Annotated in this window: 14 protein-coding genes; 8 read left to right on the forward strand and 6 right to left on the reverse strand. The window is 73.3% G+C overall.

The genetic code is table 11. The annotated features are described in order from the left end of the window. Positions 1–71: 71 nt before the first annotated feature. Positions 72–674, forward strand: coding sequence for an Rv3235 family protein (locus D7147_RS00325; protein WP_120673234.1), 603 nt, complete (start codon positions 72–74; stop codon positions 672–674). A 935-nt stretch (positions 675–1,609) separates the two neighbouring features. Here the strand turns inward: D7147_RS00325 and secA are convergent. After that, positions 1,610–4,531: a preprotein translocase subunit SecA gene (secA, locus tag D7147_RS00330; RefSeq protein ID WP_120673235.1), complete on the reverse strand. Its 2,922-nt coding sequence runs from the start codon at positions 4,529–4,531 to the stop codon at positions 1,610–1,612. Between the two features lie 169 nt (positions 4,532–4,700). On the opposite strand from secA, the gene D7147_RS00335 reads away from it, so the two are divergent. Continuing rightward, positions 4,701–5,855 (forward strand): GNAT family N-acetyltransferase, encoded by a 1,155-nt coding sequence (locus D7147_RS00335; protein ID WP_120673236.1) that lies wholly within the window; start codon positions 4,701–4,703, stop codon positions 5,853–5,855. Further along, complete coding sequence (locus D7147_RS00340; protein WP_120673237.1) at positions 5,852–6,961, forward strand: GNAT family N-acetyltransferase; 1,110 nt, start codon at positions 5,852–5,854, stop codon at positions 6,959–6,961. Before D7147_RS00335 ends, D7147_RS00340 begins: the two co-directional genes overlap by 4 nt. Before the next feature lie 47 nt (positions 6,962–7,008). On the opposite strand, the gene hpf is transcribed toward D7147_RS00340, so the two are convergent. From hpf to mtrA, 5 genes are all read right to left on the reverse strand, one after another. Beyond that, positions 7,009–7,650 carry a ribosome hibernation-promoting factor, HPF/YfiA family gene (gene hpf / locus D7147_RS00345; RefSeq protein WP_120673238.1) on the reverse strand — a complete coding sequence of 214 codons (642 nt, stop codon included), beginning with the start codon at positions 7,648–7,650 and terminating at the stop codon, positions 7,009–7,011. Positions 7,651–7,901: 251 nt separating this feature from the next. After that, a complete protein-coding gene (locus tag D7147_RS00350; RefSeq protein ID WP_120673903.1) occupies positions 7,902–8,558 on the reverse strand; it encodes a ComF family protein in 657 nt (218 codons plus the stop codon). Positions 8,559–8,604: 46 nt separating this feature from the next. Continuing rightward, the gene (locus D7147_RS00355) at positions 8,605–10,437 is read right to left on the reverse strand and encodes an LpqB family beta-propeller domain-containing protein (protein ID WP_120673239.1); all 1,833 of its coding nucleotides are present in this window, start codon (positions 10,435–10,437) and stop codon (positions 8,605–8,607) included. Beyond that, a complete protein-coding gene (gene mtrB / locus D7147_RS00360) occupies positions 10,434–12,101 on the reverse strand; it encodes an MtrAB system histidine kinase MtrB (protein ID WP_120673240.1) in 1,668 nt (555 codons plus the stop codon). The genes D7147_RS00355 and mtrB overlap by 4 nt, the downstream gene beginning before the upstream one ends. 112 nt (positions 12,102–12,213) lie before the next feature. Then, on the reverse strand, positions 12,214–12,903 hold the full coding sequence (mtrA, locus tag D7147_RS00365; protein WP_120673241.1) for an MtrAB system response regulator MtrA: 690 nt from the start codon (positions 12,901–12,903) through the stop codon (positions 12,214–12,216). A 208-nt stretch (positions 12,904–13,111) separates the two neighbouring features. Between mtrA and D7147_RS00370 the strand changes: the two genes are divergently transcribed. From D7147_RS00370 to D7147_RS00390, 5 genes are read left to right on the forward strand one after another with little or no spacing between them, the layout of a single operon-like run. Then, a complete protein-coding gene (locus D7147_RS00370; RefSeq protein WP_120673242.1) occupies positions 13,112–13,957 on the forward strand; it encodes a hypothetical protein in 846 nt (281 codons plus the stop codon). Then, positions 13,954–14,706, forward strand: coding sequence for a DUF4129 domain-containing protein (locus tag D7147_RS00375; protein WP_199734047.1), 753 nt, complete (start codon positions 13,954–13,956; stop codon positions 14,704–14,706). The genes D7147_RS00370 and D7147_RS00375 overlap by 4 nt, the downstream gene beginning before the upstream one ends. Further along, the gene (locus tag D7147_RS00380; RefSeq protein ID WP_199734048.1) at positions 14,703–16,130 is read left to right on the forward strand and encodes a DUF4350 domain-containing protein; all 1,428 of its coding nucleotides are present in this window, start codon (positions 14,703–14,705) and stop codon (positions 16,128–16,130) included. Before D7147_RS00375 ends, D7147_RS00380 begins: the two co-directional genes overlap by 4 nt. Before the next feature lie 26 nt (positions 16,131–16,156). Beyond that, positions 16,157–17,119 carry an AAA family ATPase gene (locus D7147_RS00385; protein ID WP_120673904.1) on the forward strand — a complete coding sequence of 321 codons (963 nt, stop codon included), beginning with the start codon at positions 16,157–16,159 and terminating at the stop codon, positions 17,117–17,119. Further along, positions 17,116–18,426, forward strand: a complete 1,311-nt coding sequence (locus D7147_RS00390; RefSeq protein ID WP_120673243.1) for a DUF58 domain-containing protein — start codon at positions 17,116–17,118, stop codon at positions 18,424–18,426. Before D7147_RS00385 ends, D7147_RS00390 begins: the two co-directional genes overlap by 4 nt. Positions 18,427–18,438: the final 12 nt, after the last annotated feature.

Raw genomic sequence — 18,438 nt, forward strand, 5'->3', positions numbered from 1 at the left:
ACTCTACGTTGCCCGACAATGTGAACCAGTCGAAGGCAAACGAAAGCAAACGTAGGGTTTGGGAGCAGCCGATGAACCGCCGTCCCGGGCCGTCCCGGCCCCCGATCCGCCTCCGCCCCGCACCACCCCTCGACCCGCCGTACGCCGACGACGGCACCGGCTGGTCGCCACCCACCCACGGCCAACTCGCCCTCGACCTGTTCGCGGCGATTCGGCCCACCGCCGGCCCCTCCCCGGCCCGCCGGGCGGGCCTCCGGCCGGTACCCACCGGCCCCGGGCGGGGCCCTGCCGCGGCACTCCCGCCCGACGCCCTGGTCACCGCCACCGCGGAGGCGACCCGGGCGGCGCACCGGTTCGTCGGCACCTGCGTGGAGGTGCTCAACGGCTACCGCCCACCGGCGCAGCTACGGCCACTCTTCGACCCCACCCGGGCGCACGACCTGCTGCCCGAGCTGTCGCGGGCGACCAGCCGCATCGGGCCGCCCCGCCGCCGCTCGACCCGGTCCGCCCGACCCACCGTCCGGGTGCGGCGGGTCCGGGCCGGCGAGCCCCGGGCCGGGGCGGTCGAGGTGGCCGCCGTACTCACCGGCGCCACCGGGCGCAGTTGGGCCCTGGCCCTGCGCCTGGAGCACCGCCGGGGCCGTTGGCTCTGCACGGCCCTGCACGTCCTGTAACCCCGTCTGTCCGGCCGCCGGCCGGCGGGCGATCCCCGCTACCTCCCGGTCGGTTCACCCCCGCCGGCCGGCGGGCGATCCCTGCTACCTCCCGGTCGGTTCGCCCCCGCCGGACGGCCGGCGACCCCATCTCGGACGGGGATCCACTCCGCCCGCGACGGGGCCCCCGTCCCGTCCCGAACGTCCCCGACGTGATCCACTCCGTCTCAGGGCTCATCCACCCTGACCGAACCGCGACCCCACCCGATCCAGCCGTGATCCACTCGGGTTCCTTGAAGTCGGGGTATCCCGGACCCCGGATGGCACGACTTCCTTGAAGGCGAGTTGATCACCGGCGAAGCCGACAAGCGAAGGGCGCCCGAAAAGGCTCAGACCGGGCAAATCACCTGATCGGACTGGATAGTAGCCACACCGAGCTCAGCGCGGCCGCACCGCACCGCACCGCACCGCACCGAGATCGAGTCGGACCGCACCCAGATCAAGCCACACCGAAAGAGGCCGAGCCGAACCGAGCCGAGCCGAGACCAAGCCGAGCCACGTCGACCAGGCCGATCGACCGGGGTCGGCTGGCCTGAACCGGGCCGAGCCGGACAGGACCGGAGCGGACCGGACCGACGGACGGAGCGGACCGGACGGAGCAGACCGGACGGACGGAGCGGACCGGACGGACGGACGGACAGAGCGGACCGGGAAAGGCCCGGACCGGCAAGGCCCGGACCGGGAAAGGCCCGGACCGGCAAGGCCCGGACCGGGAAAGGCCCGGACCGGCAAGGCCCGGACCGGGAAAGGCCGGGCCGGGAAAGGCCGGGCCGGGAAAGGCCCGGACCGGCAAGGCCCGGGCCGGAAAGGTCCGGACCGAGAAAGGCCCGGCCGGAAAGGCGGAACGCCCCGGGGCGTTACTGCCCCGAGGCGTTCCGGATGAAGCGTCGTACCTGTCAGGCCCCGCCGCCGGGGGCACCGTGGCACCGCTTGTACTTGCGACCCGAGCCGCACGGGCAGGGCGCGTTGCGGGACGGACCGTTGCCGGCATCGACCTGCCCGGGTGCGGGTCGGCGGGCGGCGCTGCCCGCGACGGCCGGCCCGTTCATCCCGCTGGCGGGGCGCTGCGGCGCGGTCGGGGCGGTCGTTCCCGGGGCGGCCGGGGCGGCCTTCGCCGGGCGTCCGACGCCGAGGGCCGGAGCCTGCTGCTCGGCCTGCTCGACGGCGATCCCACCGGCGCCCGCCTCACCGTCGATGGTGGGCGAGGAGTACTGCAGGCCCTGCTGCTGCGGGGTCCGGTTGAGGCCCTTGGCCCGCAGCTCGACCGGCTTGTCCAGCAGCTGGACCTCTTCGGCCTCCGGCTCCGGCTCGGAGACCTGGACCTCCAGGTTGTAGAGGAAGCCGACGGTCTCCTCCTTGATGCCGTCCATCATGTTGGCGAACATGTCGAAGCCCTCGCGCTGGTACTCCACGACCGGGTCGCGCTGGGCGTACGCACGGAGGCTGATGCCCTCCTGGAGGTAGTCCATCTCGTAGAGGTGCTCGCGCCACTTGCGGTCGATCACCTGGAGCAGGACCATCCGCTCGAGCTGCCGTACGGCTTCCTCTCCGAGCTGCTCCTCACGCCGGTCGTACGCGGCGTTCGCGTCGTCCTTGAGGCGGGCGACGAGGAAGTCCTCGTCCATGCCGGCGCGGGAACCGCCGGCCTCCTCCTCGAGGTCCTCGATGCTCACACCCACCGGGTAGAGCTGCTTGAGGCTGGTCCAGAGCTGCTCGAGGTCCCACTCCTCGGCATAGCCGTCGGAGGTGGCGCCCTGCACGTACGCCCCGACCACGTCGTCGATCATGTTGCGGACCTGCTCGGAGAGGTCCTCGCCGTTGAGCACCCGCAGGCGCTCGGCGTAGATCACCTGACGCTGCTTGTTGAGCACCTCGTCGTACTTCAGGACGTTCTTGCGGATCTCCGCGTTCTGGCCCTCGATCTGGGCCTGCGCGGTCTTGATCTGGCGGGTGACCATCTTCGACTCGATGGGCACGTCCTCCGGGATGTTGAAGCGGTCCATCACCGCCTCGACCGCGCCGGCCCGGAAGCGCCGCATCAGCTCGTCCTGGAGGGAGAGGTAGAAGCGGGACTCGCCCGGGTCACCCTGGCGGCCGGCACGACCGCGCAGCTGGTTGTCGATCCGGCGGGACTCGTGCCGCTCGGTGCCCAGGACGTAGAGACCACCGGCTGCGGCGACCTCCTCCGCCTCGACGTCGCAGGCCTGCTTCCAGTTGGGCAGGACCTCCTCCATCGCCTTGGCGTACTCCTCCTCCTGCTCCACCGGGTCCAGGCCGCGCTGGCGCAGCTCGCTGGCGGCGAGGAACTCGGCGTTACCGCCGAGCAGGATGTCGGTGCCCCGGCCGGCCATGTTGGTGGCGACGGTGACCGCGCCCTTACGCCCGGCCTGGGCGACGATCTCCGCCTCCCGGGCGTGGAACTTGGCGTTCAACACCTCGTGCGGAATGCCCCGGCGGCGCAGCAACTGGGAGAGGATCTCGGAATTCTCCACCGAGACGGTGCCGACGAGCACCGGCTGGCCCAGCTCGTGCCGCTCGGCGATGTCCTCCACCACGGCGTTGAACTTGGCCTTCTCGGTCTTGTAGATCACGTCCGGCCGGTCCTGCCGGACCATCGGGCGGTGGGTCGGGATGGTCACCACGCCGACCTTGTAGACCTTGTTGAACTCGCTCGCCTCGGTCTGGGCGGTACCGGTCATGCCGGACAGCTTCTCGTAGAGGCGGAAGTAGTTCTGGAGGGTGATGGTGGCCAGGGTCTGGTTCTCCTGCTTGATCTCCACCCCCTCCTTGGCCTCGATCGCCTGGTGCATGCCCTCGTTGTAGCGGCGGCCGTGCAGGATGCGACCGGTGAACTCGTCGACGATCAGGACCTCGCCCTCGTTGACGATGTAGTCCTTGTCGCGCTTGTAGAGCTCCTTGGCCTTGATCGCGTTGTTCAGGTAGCCGACCAGCGGGGTGTTCACCGACTCGTAGAGGTTGTCGATGCCCAGCCGATCCTCGATCTTGGCCACGCCCCGCTCGGTGACCGCGACGGTCCGCTTGGCGTAGTCGACCTCGTAGTCGCCCTCGCCGTCGGTGCCGGGCTGGAGGCGGGCGACGACCCCGGCGAACTCGCCGTACCAGCGGGCGGAGTGCTCGGCCGGGCCGGAGATGATCAGCGGCGTCCGGGCCTCGTCGATGAGGATCGAGTCGACCTCGTCGACCACCGCGAAGTTGTGCCCGCGCTGGACCAGTTCGTCCTTCGACCAGGCCATGTTGTCGCGCAGGTAGTCGAAGCCGAACTCGTTGTTGGTGCCGTAGGTGATGTCGCACTCGTAGGCGGTGCGGTGCTCGCTGGCCGGCCGGTTGGGCAGCACCACGCCGACGGTGAGGCCGAGGAACTCGTGGACCCGGCCCATCCAGGCGGCGTCGCGCTGGGCAAGGTAGTCGTTGACCGTGACCACGTGCACGCCCTTGCCGGAGAGCGCGTTGAGGTAGACGGCCATGACCGAGGTCAGCGTCTTGCCCTCACCGGTCTTCATCTCGGCGATGTTGCCGAAGTGCAGCGCCGCGCCACCCATCACCTGCACGTCGTAGGGCCGCTGCCCGAGCACCCGGGCCGCCGCCTCCCGCGCCACGGCGAACGCCTCCGGCAGCAGGTCGTCGAGGGTCTCGCCGTCGGCGAGCCGCTCACGGAACTGTTCGGTCATGCCGCTCAGTTCGTCGTCGGTGAGGTTGACGTAGTCGTCCTCGATCGAGTTGACGGCGGCGGCGATGGCCTTGAGGCGGCGCACCATGCGGCCTTCGCCCGCGTTAAGGACCTTTTCCAGAATCGACACGGATCAACGCTCCCCTAGACAGTCTCGAACCATCGTAGGCGCTACACCGGGCCGATGGTCACTGGTGGCGGCGGCCCGATCCCACGGAAACCGACATACCGCGCGACGGACGCGGGATGCCGTGGATATCCGGTTACGCCGTGGGCGAACGATCCGGCACCATGCTCGGGTGGAGCCCACGGAGATCATCGAAGACGGCCTGCTGCTACGCCCCTGGCGGGCCGACGACGCGGAGGCCGTCTACCGCGCTTGCCAGGACCCGGACATCCAGCGCTGGACCACCGTTCCCCGCCCGTACCGGCCCGAACACGCCCACGGGTTCGTCACCGACTTCACCGCGAGCGTCTGGCGGGACGGCACCGGCGCCCCGTTCGCGGTCTGCGACGCCGCCACCGGGGAACTGCTCGGCTCCTGCGGGCTGGTCGCGCTCGACACCCGCCTCGGCTCCGGCGAGGTCGGTTACTGGACGGCCCCCTGGGCACGCGGCCGTGGGGTGACCACCCGGGCCACCCGGGCCCTCGCCCGCTGGGCGTTCGACGTGCTCAAGCTGCGCCGGCTGAGCTGGCAGGCGGAGGTCGGCAACCACGCGTCCCGGCTGGTCGCGCTCCGGGCCGGGTTCCGGGTCGAGGGACGGCTCCGGCTCGCCGATCCGGTCCCCGGCGGCCGGGCGGAGGGCTGGATCGGCTCGCTCCTGCCCGGCGAGGTACCCGCCCCCGGTGAACCCGGCCCCGCCGCCCCCGGCACCCTGGAGGCCCGCCGGGCCGCCGTCTTCGGTCGGCAGCAGCCCGTCCTCTTCGCCACCGCCGGCGGCACCGAGCTGCGGCTGCGCCCGATGGAGGAGCGCGACCTCGACGCGATCGTGCAGACCTGCCGCGACCCGGAGACCATCCGCTGGACCACCGTGCCGGATCCGTACGAGCGGTCGGACGCCGAGTCGTATCTCGAGTTCGTCCTGAGCACCTGGGCCGCCGGCACCAGCGCCAACTACGTCTTCACCGGCCCCGACGACCGGTACGCGGGCTCGATAGACCTGCGGCTCTCCCCCAGCGACCCGCTGCTGGCCGAGGTCGGATTCATGGCCCTCCCGGAAGCTCGGGGTCGCGGCTTCATGCCGGCCGCGCTGGCCGCGCTCTGCACCTGGGGCTTCACCACGCTCGGGCTGGCCCGAGTCGAGTGGCGGGCCCACGTGGGCAACACCTCCTCCCGTCGGGCCGCCGAGAAGGCCGGCTTCACCGTCGAGGGCACCGCCCGCGGTGGGCTCGCCCACCGGGGCGAACGGGTGGACGCCTGGGTGGCCGCCCTGCTCCCCGCCGACCTGACATGAGGCCGCTCGCGGTCGAGGCGTACGGGGTGCGGCTGCGCCCCTTCCGGCTCGACGACACCGCTGATGTGGTGGCCGGCTGCGCCGACCCGCTGACCTCGCGCTACATCTCCGGCCTGCCCACCCCGTACACCGAGGCGGACGCGCGGTCCTGGATCGGCGTGGGCGCCCCGGGGGTCTGGGCCGGTGGCGGGGCCGCCTACGCGGTCGCCGACCCCGCCACGGATCGGCTGCTCGGCGCGGTGGGCCTCAGCAATCCGGTGCCCTACCGCGGCCAGGCCGAGATCGGTTACTGGGTGACGCCGGACGCGCGGGGACGGGGCGTCGCCGGCGCCGCGACCCGGGCCCTGACCGAGCACGCCTTCGCCACCGGCACCGCCCGGCTGGAGCTGCTCACTCACGCCGAGAACGCGGTCAGCCAACGGGTCGCGGTGGGCGCCGGCTTCCACTTCGAGGGCGTACGCCTCGCCGCCAACCCGTCCCGTGGCGGCGGACGGCACGACCTGCTGGCCTGGGTGCGCCTCGCCGACGACCCGCCCGGGCCGGCGCCGCGGCAGCTGCCGGACCTGCCGCAGGGTGTGCTGGCCGACGGTGTGGTGACCCTGCGGCCGCTCGGCCCGGACGACGTCGACGTGATGCACCGGCTGCACACCCGCCCCGAGGTGGTGGCGAACCAGGCCCCGCCGGTACCGCCGGACCGGGCGGCGATCGAGCGGCGCTGCCGGCTGTCGGCGAGCCAGTGGCTCACCGGCGAACTGGCCCGGCTGCTGATCCTGGACGCGGCGACCGGCGAACCGGCCGGCAGCTGCGGGCTCTCCGTGAGCGACCCGCAGGCCGGGGAGGGCACCGTCGGGTACGCCCTGCTGCCGCAGTGGCGCGGGCGGGGGTACGCCACCAGGGCGGTCCGGCTGCTCGCCGGCTGGGCCTTCGGGCCGGCCGGTCTCACCCGGCTCGCCGCCGGCACGGTGCCCGAGAACGTCGCGTCGCACCGGGTGCTGGAGAAGGTCGGCTTCCGCCGCGAGGGTCTCCTCCGTGGCCGGCTGCCCGGCCTGGCCGGTACCCGGATCGACGACCTGGTCTTCGGCCTGACGCCGGACGAGCTGCGCTGACGGACCAGGAGGCCGTGCCGACGACGGCCCCCTGATCGGCGTATCGCTCAGACGGCCAGCGAGATGATGCCGTAGTCGTACGCGCGGCGGCGGTAGACCACGCTGGGCCGGCCGGACTCCTTGTCCAGGAACAGGTAGAAGTCGTGGCCCACGAGTTCCATCTGGAACAGGGCGTCGTCGACGGTCATCGGCTCGGCCGCGTGCACCTTCTCCCGGGCGATGTGCCAGGGCTGGTCGTCGTACTCCTCCTCGGCCTCGACCCGTTCCGCGACCGCGGTGGCGGCGCGGCCGTTGTCGCTGAGCGCGCCGAGCGGGTCCGCCGCCAGGTCGGTGACGGGCAGGTCGGCGGTGGCCGCCGCGACGGAGAGGGGCGCGTGCCGGCCGCGGTGCACGCGGCGCCGGTCGGCCGCCCGGCGCAGCCGGGTGTCGAGCTTGGCGATCGCCGCGTCGAGCGCGGAGTAGAAGTCGTTCGTGCAGGCCTCGGCGCGGATCACCGGACCACGCGAGATGCAGGTGATCTCCACCCGCTGGCAATGGTCGGACTGGCGTGGATTGCGTTCGTGGAACAGCTCCACGTCGACCCTGATGAGCTTGTGATCGTAGCGTTCGATCTTGGCAAGTTTCTCGGCTACGTGCACCCGGTAATGGTCCGGCACCTCAACGTTTCGGCCCTTGACCACGATGTCCACGTGACCTCCCTGGCTCGGACGAGTTTCGATCGGTATCCCGGTCGATCGCCCCTAGGGATGAGGCCCGCTCGGCGTCGACCGGTCAGTACGGCTACGCCTCCTTCCACCGCCGGGAGCGGTTGGGATGACCTCCTACCCCCGACACGTTGACGCTAACTCCTGTTCTTCGGGCAGTCACCCCTGGTTGCAAAGAGCGCCACGTTTTTTCGCAGCTCGTACACCATCGGGTGAAACCAAAACACGAAGAGTTATCAGCGGTGTCGCTTTTCGGTGGCGGCGAGCACCGCGGCCACGGCGGGAGCCGGTCCGGTCGCGCTCAGTGCCCGGCTCACCGCGGCGAGGGTCACCCCGGTGGTCACGATGTCGTCGAGCACCACCACTGTCGCGTCGACCCCGCCCCGCCCGGTCGACCGGGACCGGAACGCGGCCTCCGCCGCCGCGGCCCGGCCGGCGCTGTCCAGCGTCACCGAGTCCGGGCGGGGCAGCGCGCGCAGCGGCCGGAGCACCCGCACCGACCGACCGGCGTGGCGCAGCCGCTCGGCGCAGTGCCGGGCCAGACGGTCGAGGTGGTCGCCGTAACGGGCGCGGGCGGCCGCTGCGGTGTCCGGCACCGGCACCAGCGCCACCGGGCGCGCCGGTTCCACCGCCACGGCTACCACCTCGGCGAGCAACGCGCCGAGCGGTCGGGCCAGCCCGTGCCGGCCGTGCTCCTTGTACGCCAGCAGGGCCTCCCGCAGCGGGCCGGCGTACGGGCCGAGGGCGTAGCAGGGCGGCAGGCCGGGTGGGGCGGGAGTGGGCCGCACCGGCCCGGGGCGCAGCGCCTCGAGGGTTCCGACGCACTCCGGGCAGACCCCGTGCCGCAGTCCGGGACGGCGCTCCCGACAACCCGCGCAGTCGGCGGGCAGCACCAGGTCGCCGAGGTCCGACCAGAGCCCGCCGAGACCCCGCACCGGATCAGAAGAGGAAGAAGGGGGCGGACGGGTTCGTGGGCCGTACGCCGGTCGGCGGCGGCGTCGCGTCGGCCACCTGGTCCGGCTGGATCCGCTCGACCGGGACGGTCCGGTACGCCACCCCGTTCGCCTCGTACATCAGGGCACCGGAGGGGACCTCGACCGTCGGGTTCACGGGGTACGCCGACAGGTGGGTCACCTCGGCCCGGGTGTCGGGCGCGAGCGGCGATTCGACGACGCCGTCCACGCCGATCTCGTAGATCGCCGGGCGCGCCGCGGAGCCGGCCACGATCAGCCGGTTCTCGTCGCCCCAGTCGACCGCCGAGAGGCCGGTCAGCGAGGTGCTCACCCGGCGGGACGGCCCGACGGTCACCCCGCCGCCGTCCAACAATTTGACCGCCGCGACGTAGAGGGCACCGCCGACGATCAACGCGATCCGCTGGCCGTCCAGCGAGGCGGCGACCGCGGTGACCACGCCCGGAGGCAGGTTGAGCACGATCTGGGCCATCTCGGCATTGCCGTCGAACCGGTAGAGCTTGCCGTCGGCCACCACCAGCCCCTGGGGTCGGCGCGGGTCGCTGGAGCGCAGCCAGACGGGCGCGCCGATCGCCTTGTACTCCGGGCCCTTGGCGAAGGAGGTCACCGGTCCGCGACCGGTGCCCACAGAGAGCCGCTGCTTCCCGCCGGCCGCGGTTACCACGAGCGCGGCGAGGATCTGCTCCTCGGAGCGGGCCAGCCCGGCGGAGACCACGTTCCGGTTCGCCGCCGGGTCCAACGGCACCACGGCGGAGGGCTCACCGTCCACGGTGAGCGGATGGATCGCCCCCTCGAACACGCAGTACCGCCGGGGCCCCTCCCGCAGCCGGTACAGGGCCCAAGCGGAGCGCCGCGCGGCCAGGTTCTCCACCTTCACGGAGTTGTTGCGGATCTTCAGCTCCAACTCGCCGTCGAAGTCGCGGAGCGACCAGGCGAGCTGGGTGACCAGCTGATCGGCACGGGTCCGGTCGTCACCGGGCATGTCCAGGTTGACCTCCCAGCGGCCGTCGCCGCCGGTGGCGTTGTTGATCAGCTCGGTGCGGTCGGGCAGCCCCACCACGCCCGGGCGCAGCCAGTCGGACGGGCCGTCGACCAGCCACTTGACCACCTCGTTGAGCCGCCGCTCGGTGGGCACCGTGCCCGGGAGGTAGCGCAGGTCGGGCACCAGCCGGGTCCGGTCCGAACTCCAGAAGTAGATCGTTTTGCCCTCGTAGTAACGCAGCAGCGCCTCGTCGCTGAGCAGCAGCGTGTTCGGCGGCTCGGTCACGTAGAAGCCGGCCGCGTCGTCGGCCGCGCCCGCCTGGTCGGAGGCGCTGCGCAGCCCGAACTCGTAGCGCGTCTCGCCGGAGACCGGCGGTACGAGCGTCCCGTCGGTGCGCAGGACGCCGATCTGCTGCACCGCGATCGTCACCTTGAGGCTGTCGTCGCCGACGGGGCTGTCCTCGTTGAGGGTGATCACCGGCGCGTCGGTCAGCCGGACGACGGTGAGTTCGACCTCGCTGCCCCGCTTCTCCTGGAGCCGGTTGCGGTACTGCGGGTCGACGAACTGCTTGACCCGGCTGTAGGCGCGGTCGGGCTCACCCGCGGCCGCGGAGAGGAAGTTCGAGACGAACTCCTCCGGCCTCGTGGCCATCGACCGGGTGGGCGGCTCCTGACGCCCGGCGTTGACCGCGCCGGACTCCGTCGCCGGCTCCTTGCGCCGGTCGACCTGCACCTCGGAGCGCTCCGGAATGCCGCAGCCGGTGAACCCGACGACCGCCAGGGCCCCGCACAGCGCCCCGGCCACGAGACGTGCCCTCACGTGCGCACCTCCGCCCGCGTGCCGTCCGGATCTCCCGTCGGCGCCGGACCGATCGCCAACGCGCCGCCGGAGCCCGGGCCGATCGCCAACGGCGCGGCGTCGCCCGGACCGCCGAAGGGCAGCCGGGCGTCCTCGGGCACCAGCCGCAGCGGCGAGGTGGTCAGCCGGTCCCCGGCCCGCGCCGGCAGGGTGAGCCGGAACTGGGCGCCCTGACCCGGCGCACCCCACGCCTCCAGCCAGCCGCCGTGCAGCCGCGCGTCCTCCACGCTGATCGACAGACCGAGCCCGGTGCCGCCGGTCTGCCGCGCCCGCGACGGGTCGGCGCGCCAGAACCGGTTGAAGACCAGCTTCTCCTCGCCCGGCTTCAGCCCCACCCCGTGGTCGCGTACGGTGATCGCCACCGCCGTGTCGTCCAGGCCCAGCCGGATCAGCACCGGCCGGCCCTCGCCGTGTTCGACCGCGTTGCCGACGAGGTTGCGCAGCACGCGCTCGACCCGCCGCGGATCCACCTCGGCGATCACCTCGTCCTCCGGCAGCTCCACCTCGATCGGCACGCCGACCCGCTCGGCCAGGCCGGCCAGCCGCTCCACCACCCGGTGCACGATCGGCACCAGATCGGTCGGCTCGGCGTCGAGCATGGCGAAACCCGCGTCGAAACGGCTGATCTCCAGCAGGTCGGTGAGCAGCTCCTCGAACCGATCCAGCTCGGCCTGGAGCAGCTCGGCGCTGCGCGCCACCGCCGGGTCGAACTCGTCGCGCTCGGCGAAGATCAGGTCGGCCGCCATCCGGACCGTGGTGAGCGGCGTACGCAGCTCGTGCGAGACGTCGGAGGTGAACCGACGCTGCAACCGGGACATCTCCTCCAGCCGCAGGATCTGCCGTTGCAGGTTGGTGGCCATCTGGTTGAACGACGCGGCGAGCAGCGCCAGGTCGTCCTCGCCGTTGACCACCATCCGTTGGTCGAGCAGACCCGCGGAGAGCCGCTGGGCGGTACGGGCGGCCACCCGCACCGGATTCACCACCAACCGGGTGACCAGGGCCGCGAGCAGGCCGAGCAGCACCACGAGAGCGGCCCCGGTCGCGACCACGGTGGCCCGGGCCTCGGCCGCGGTGACGTCCTGCCGGGTCAGCGGAACGAGGTAGTAGAGCTCGATCTGACCGAACTTGGTCGGCACCGGCGAGCCGTACGCCAGGTACTTGGTGGCCTGGTCGCCGGTGAGCCGGCCGGTACCGATCTGGCTGGCCACGTTGCCGTTGGCGACCGCGGCCCGCAACTCCGGACTGATCAGCGGCCCGACGTCGATCGCCGGGGCCGCCCGGGTCTGGATGACCCCGGGATGGTCCTCCGCGGTGATCGCCACCACCACACCGCTGGTCTGCTGCGGGTCGCCGCCGGCCAGGTAGTTGACCGTGCCCTCGATGGTCTCCTGGAGCTGGGCCTCCTGCGGCTGGCCGTAGAGGTCGACCTGTTTGGCCGCGTACTCGGCGCCGCCCTCCAGCCGCAGCCGCACGTCGGTCTTGGCGTTCTCCAGCAGGATCCCAGTGATCTTGTCAGCGGTCAGGTAGGCGAAACCACCCACCAGCAGACTCGACGCCACCAGCGTGATGGTGACGACCCGGAACTGGAGGGAGCGCCGCCACGTCCGGTGCACCCCGGCGACCATCCGCACGGCCCGCCCGCTGAGCGCGCGCCACAGCTCGCGACCAGCGCCGCGTCGGCGCGTCGTCGCTGCTTCGGGGGTCGGGAGCACGGGGGAGGACACAGTGCGCCCCAGGCTATCCGGTGCCCGCCTTGTAACCCACACCACGCACGGTGAGGATGATTTCCGGCCGCTCCGGATCGGGCTCGATCTTGGCGCGCAGTCGCTGCACGTGGACGTTCACCAGCCGCGTGTCCGCGGCGTGCCGGTAGCCCCAGACCTGCTCCAGCAGCACCTCGCGGGTGAAGACCTGCCGCGGCTTGCGGGCGAGCGCGACCAGCAGATCGAACTCCAGTGGCGTCAGCTTCACCTCGTCGCCGTTGCGGCTGACCGTGTGGGCCGGCACGTCGATGCTGATCTGGTTGCCGGGCGGCCCGATGGTCAGCAGCTCCGGCGCCACGTCCTCACCGCGCCGCAGCCGGGCCCGCATCCGGGCCACCAGCTCCTTGGGCTTGAACGGCTTGACCACGTAGTCGTCGGCGCCGGACTCCAGCCCGAGCACCACGTCGACCGTGTCGCTCTTCGCGGTGAGCATGACGATCGGGACGCCCGATTCCGTGCGGATCGCACGCGCCACGTCGATCCCGCTCATTCCGGGCAGCATGAGGTCGAGCAGGACGATGTCGGGTCGACTGTCACGGAACGCGGCCAACGCCCGCTCCCCATCGGCGACGAAGGAGGGCAGGAAGCCCTCACTACGCAGCACGATGCCGAGCATCTCGGCAAGCGCGGGGTCGTCGTCGACCACCAGAACCCGGGCTCTCATGGGATTAATCTTCCATCCCCGTTTCAATGTCGGTGGGACCGGCGTCACCCGGCACGGTACCGCCGCGGCAAGCTTGCCACAGCAGCCGCCACCGTGGGCGACCGCGCGCCGACGCCGACCTGCGGGTCCACCGGATCGGGCCGGGCGTGACACCATGATCCCCGCGTGCGCCGCCGCGCGCCACCATCGCCCGTCCCCAGGAGTACGCGTGCCCGACGCCGGCCCGATCGCCGTGCTCCCGCACCGCCCGCTCACCGTGGGTGAACTGCTGGACTCCGCGGTCCTGCTGCTGCGCGCGCAGGCACGCGTACTGGTGCCGATCGCCGTGGTCCTCGCCGCCGCCGAACAGTTCCTCGTGCTGCAACCGCTTCGCCTCGCGGCCGGCACCGTGCCGCCGATCTGGTGGCTCTCCGACGGATCGTTCGCCACGTACTGGCTGCTGCTGACGACCGGCGCGGCGACCGAGGCAATGATCATCATGCTCCTCGGCAACCCGGCCGCCCGGGCCGGCGCCGCCGCGCTCCTCGGCCGGACCGCCCGCCCCGGCGAGGTGCTGCACCGGGCCGGTGGCCGTTGGGGTGGCACCGTCCTGTTCGCGCTCGTCGTCGGCGGCCTGATGTCCGTGGCGGCGTTCTGCGGGCCACTCTGGTTCGCGGGCTTCGCCCTGCTGGGCGCCGTCGCGCCGGCGCTCGTCGTCGACCGGGTGCCGCTGCACCGCGTCCTGCCCCGCGCCGGGGCGCTGGCCACCCGGTCAGGGATGCGCGCCGGCATGATTCGGCTGCTCGGCTACCTCGGCTGGTGGATCCTCCGGGTCGGTCTGGCGAGCGGGACCATCCTCGGGCTGACCCAACTCGGCCTCGTCGACGACTACTGGGCGATACCCGTCGCCCTGCTGGTCTGGACCGCGGTGAACGGGATCGCCTACCCGGCGCTCGCCTGCCTCGACGCCGTGCTGCACCTGGAGACCCGGATCCGCACCGAGGGCCTGGACATCCTGCTCGCCCGCGCACCGGCCGGAACACCCGAGCCCGCCCTGCTGGCGGCCGAGCGATGAGCTTCAGCCGGTGGTGGAGCGAGACCACCGCGGCGCTCGGCGACCACGTCCCGCTGTGGCTGGTCACGCTCCTGCTCTCCGTCGCAGCGGTGGCGACCGCCCTGGTCTGGTACACGTTCCCGGCCTGGCTCCCCCGCCGCCTCCCCCGCCCACGGGTGCGGCTGCCCCGGATCACCCTGCCCCGGTTGCGGCTGCGCCTGCCCCGGCTGCGGCTGCCCCGGCCACGCTGGCCCCGGCTGCGGCTGCGACGCCGCCGGCGCAGCGTCGACGCCGCACCGACGGCCGCTGCGACGCCTGCCCTGCCCGACGAGACGCCCGACCCGCTCACCGTCCACCTCTCGCTCGCCGACCGGCTGGCCGCCGAGGGGCGCTACGCCGAGGCGGTACGGGAGCGGCTGCGCGACATGATCCGCGAACTGGCGGCACGGCAGGTGGTACCCGCCCAGCCGGGGCTCACGGTGGTCGAGGTCGGCTCGACGGCGGCTCGGAACCTGCCGCCCACCGGCCCCCCGGTGACGGCCGCCGGCCTGATCTTCTCCGAACTCTGGTACGCACAGCGGCCCGCCTCCGCCGACCACGACCGACGCATGCGGGAACTCGCCGCGGAGCTGCACCAGGCGCTCGCCGCACCACGAGCCGTCGACCCGTCCGACCCGAGGCAGACCGGCGGCGGGGGGCCGACGAGTCTCGTACCCGAGCAGTCCGCCCCCGGCGGCCGGCCGGCCGGCACCCGGGAGGAGCGAGCGTGAGCGCCGCCGCGCGGACAGTGACCCCACCCGCCCCTCGTCCGGCCGCCGCCCGGCCCGGATCCGCCCCGAAGCGGCGACGGCGGTGGCATCGGCTGGTCATCCCACTCGGGCTGGTCGCCACCCTGATCACCACCACCCTGGTCGCGCAGGCGCTCGACCGGCCCGACGCCGACGATCCGGGTTACCTCTCCCCGGTCGAGGCCGGTGAGCACGGCGGCAGCCGGCTCGCCGAGGCCCTGACCCGGCGCGGCGGCACCGTCGCGCGGGAGACCGACGTGCGGGCGGCGCTGCTGACAGCCCGCACCGGAGCACCGACCACCCTCTTCGTGCCGGCGCCCGACCTGCTGAGATCCGAGACCCTGAGCCGCCTGAGCCGGTTGCCCGCCGGGACCCGGGTGGTGCTGGTCGACCCGTCCGTCCGGGTCCTGCACGCCGCCGGCCTGCCGGTGGAGCAGCACGGTCGGCGCTGGGCGACCAAGGTGGTGGGTCCGCAGGCGAACGGCCGCCCCTGCCCGCTCGACGAGCTCCGCCCGGTGCGCCAGGCCGCCGCGCAGCGCCAGCGGTACACGGCGGACACCGAGATCCCCCTGGATCTCTGCTTCTCGGCCGGTCTGGCCCGCCTGCCAGGAACGGTCGACACCGTCCTCGTCGGGGCCGACGACCCGTTCCGCAACGACCGGATCGGCGAGCACGACAACCAGGCGCTCGCCACCGCGCTGCTCGGCGTGCACCCACGCGTCGTCTGGCTGGACCTGGAGGGGCCCGAACCACCCCCGCCGACCCCCAGCAGCCGACCGCCGGTTACCGACTCCTCCACCGAAGGACCCGGTTCGGAGACCACCCCCGCGGACGGCACCGCACAGGGGCGGCCCAGCAGACCCGGCGACAGCTCCGACGACCGGCGCCCCGCCGACTCGGACGACGGACCGGCGCCGAACCCGCTCTGGGGCGCCTTCCCGCTCTGGTTCTGGGCGATGCTCGTCCAACTCGCGCTCGCGCTGCTGCTGGCCGCGCTGTGGCGGGCCCGCCGGCTCGGACCACCCGCGCCGGAGCCACTGCCGGTGGCCGTACGCTCGGCCGAGACCGCGCTCGGCCGAGCCCGGCTGTACCAACGGGCCGGCGCCCGCGGACCGGCCGGGCGGACGCTGCGTACGGCCGCACTGGCCCGCCTGCTGCCCTGGCTGAACCTGCCGGCGGAGACGCCACGCGACCGGGTTGCCACGGCCGTCGCGGCGCGCACCGGCGGCGAGCCGGAGCAGGTCGAGGAGCTGCTGTACGGCGACGACCCCGCCACCGACCAGGAGCTGCTCGACCTCGCTCGCTCACTCGACGCGCTAACCCGCGCCGCCGCGGAGTCCCCGCCCGAGCAGACGCACGGCGTCACGCCGACCCGAACCGAACCGACCGAAGGAGAACCGCGGTGACCCGACCCGCCGCAACCGCCGAATCCCTGACCGCCGGCCCCGACGAGGCCCGCGCCGCCCTGCACCGGCTGCGCGCCGAGGTCGCCAAGGCGGTCGTCGGCCAGGACTCGGTGGTCACCGGGCTGGTGATCGCCCTGCTCTGCCGCGGCCACGTGCTGCTCGAAGGCGTGCCGGGAGTCGCCAAGACCCTGCTCATCCGCACCGTGGCGACCGCGCTGGAGCTGGACTCGAAGCGGGTCCAGTTCACCCCCGACCTGATGCCCGGCGACGTCACCGGCTCGCTGATCTTCGATCCGCACACCGCCGCGTTCACCTTCCGCGAAGGCCCCGTCTTCACCAATCTCCTGCTCGCCGACGAGATCAACCGGACGCCACCGAAGACCCAGTCCGCGCTCCTGGAGGTCATGGAGGAGCGGCAGGTGTCGGTGGAGGGTGGCCGGCGCCCCCTGCCCGACCCGTTCATCGTGGCCGCCACCCAGAACCCCGTCGAGTACGAGGGCACCTACCCGCTGCCCGAGGCCCAGCTGGACCGGTTCCTGCTCAAGCTCACCGTGCCGCTGCCCACCCGGGAGGAGGAGCTGGGCGTGCTGCGGGCACACCACGCCGGCTTCGACCCGCGGGACCTGGCCGCGGCCGGCGTACGACCGGTGGCGAGCGCGGCGGACCTCGCTGCCGCCCGGGCCGCGGTCGGTCAGGTCCACGTGGCCGAGCCGCTCCTCGGCTACCTCGTCGACCTCTGTCGGGCCACCCGCACCACCCCCGCGCTGGAGCTCGGCGCCTCACCGCGAGGCGCCACCGCGCTGCTCAACACCGCCAAGGCGTGGGCCTGGCTGGCCGGACGCGACCATGTGGTGCCCGACGACGTGAAGGCGGTGGCCCGGCCCACGCTGCGGCACCGGCTGCGCCTGCGGCCGGAGGTCGAACTGGACGGCGTGGGGGTGGACTCGGTGCTGGACGCGGTGCTCGCCACCGTGCCGACGCCGCGATGACCTGGCGGGCGGCGCTGCTGCTCGCGGCCGGGGCGCTGACCCTGCCGCTCTGGCCGTCGCCGTTCGTCGGCGTCCTGGTGATGACCGGTGGCGTGCTGCTGCTGGTCCTCGTGGACCGTCTCTGCGCAGTTCCCCCGGCCGCGCTCACCGCCGAGCGGGAGGGCGACCGGACGGTCCGGCTCGGCGGCACCGCCACGGTCGCGCTCCGGCTCGGCAACACCTCCGGGCGGACGCTGCGCGCCCAGGTCCGCGACGCCTGGGTGCCCTCGGCCGGCGCAAGCCCCGACGTACCACCGCAACGGATCGTCACGGTGGCGCCCGACGACACGCTGGTCCTGCCCACCCGGCTGACCCCGACTCGGCGCGGTGACCGGCCGGCGCTGACCCTGACCGTCCGCTCGTACGGGCCGCTGCGGCTGGCGTTCCGGCAACGCTCCGGCCGCCCCGCCACGCCACCGTGGACGCTGCGGGTGCTGCCCCGTTTCGACTCCCGCCGGCACCTGCCCGAGAAGCTGGCTCGACTGCGGATCATCGACGGCACCCAGGTCACTCGCGGGCGCGGCCAGGGCACCGAGTTCGACACCCTGCGCGAGTACGTGGTCGGCGACGACGTCCGGTCGATCGACTGGCGGGCCAGCGCCCGGCAGGCGGACGTGCTGGTGCGTACCTGGCGACCGGAGCGGGACCGGCGACTGGTCTGCGTGCTCGACACCGGCCGCACCTCGGCCGTACGGGTCGGCGACGAGCCCCGGCTGGACACCGCCATCGACGCCGCGTTGCTGCTCACCGCGCTCGCCGTACGAGCCGGCGACCGTGTCGACCTGCTCGCCGCGGACACCGCGGTCCGCGCCACGATGACCGGCAGCGGCCGGCCGGCGTTGCTGACCCGGGTGGTGCACGCGCTCGCCCCGCTCCAGCCGGCGCTGGTCGAGACGAACTTCGAACTGATCGCGAGTGAGATCCTGCGCCGGCAGCGCCAGCGCAGCCTGGTGGTGCTCTTCACCGCGCTGGAGGCGGGCGCTCTCGGCGAGGGCCTGCTACCGGTGCTGCCCCGGCTGGCGGCCCGGCACCGGGTGGTCATCGCGGCGGTCCACGATCCGGTGCTCACCGCGATGACCACCGGCACGCCGGCCCGACCGGGGGACGCCTACGCGGCGGCGGCGGGGTGGCGGGCGCTGGCCGAGCGGGACCGGGTGCGGACGGCGTTGACCCGCCACGGCGTCACTGTGGTGGACGCCCCCGCCGGCGCCCTCGCCCCCCGGCTGGCCGACACCTACCTACGCCTCAAAGCCCAAGCCCAACTCTGACCCCCGACCTTC

The sequence above is a fragment of the Micromonospora musae genome (assembly GCF_003626545.1).
Lineage (GTDB): Bacteria > Actinomycetota > Actinomycetes > Mycobacteriales > Micromonosporaceae > Micromonospora > Micromonospora musae.

Excerpts from the sequence above, each read along its gene's own strand:
- mtrA (WP_120673241.1), bottom strand. The coding sequence starts at position 12,903 with ATGAGAGCCCGGGTTCTGGTGGTCGACGACGACCCCGCGCTTGCCGAG.
- D7147_RS00375 (WP_199734047.1), top strand. The coding sequence starts at position 13,954 with ATGAGCTTCAGCCGGTGGTGGAGCGAGACCACCGCGGCGCTCGGCGAC.
- D7147_RS00325 (WP_120673234.1), top strand. The coding sequence starts at position 72 with ATGAACCGCCGTCCCGGGCCGTCCCGGCCCCCGATCCGCCTCCGCCCC.
- mtrB (WP_120673240.1), bottom strand. The coding sequence starts at position 12,101 with ATGGTCGCCGGGGTGCACCGGACGTGGCGGCGCTCCCTCCAGTTCCGG.
- D7147_RS00340 (WP_120673237.1), top strand. The coding sequence starts at position 5,852 with ATGAGGCCGCTCGCGGTCGAGGCGTACGGGGTGCGGCTGCGCCCCTTC.
- D7147_RS00390 (WP_120673243.1), top strand. The coding sequence starts at position 17,116 with ATGACCTGGCGGGCGGCGCTGCTGCTCGCGGCCGGGGCGCTGACCCTG.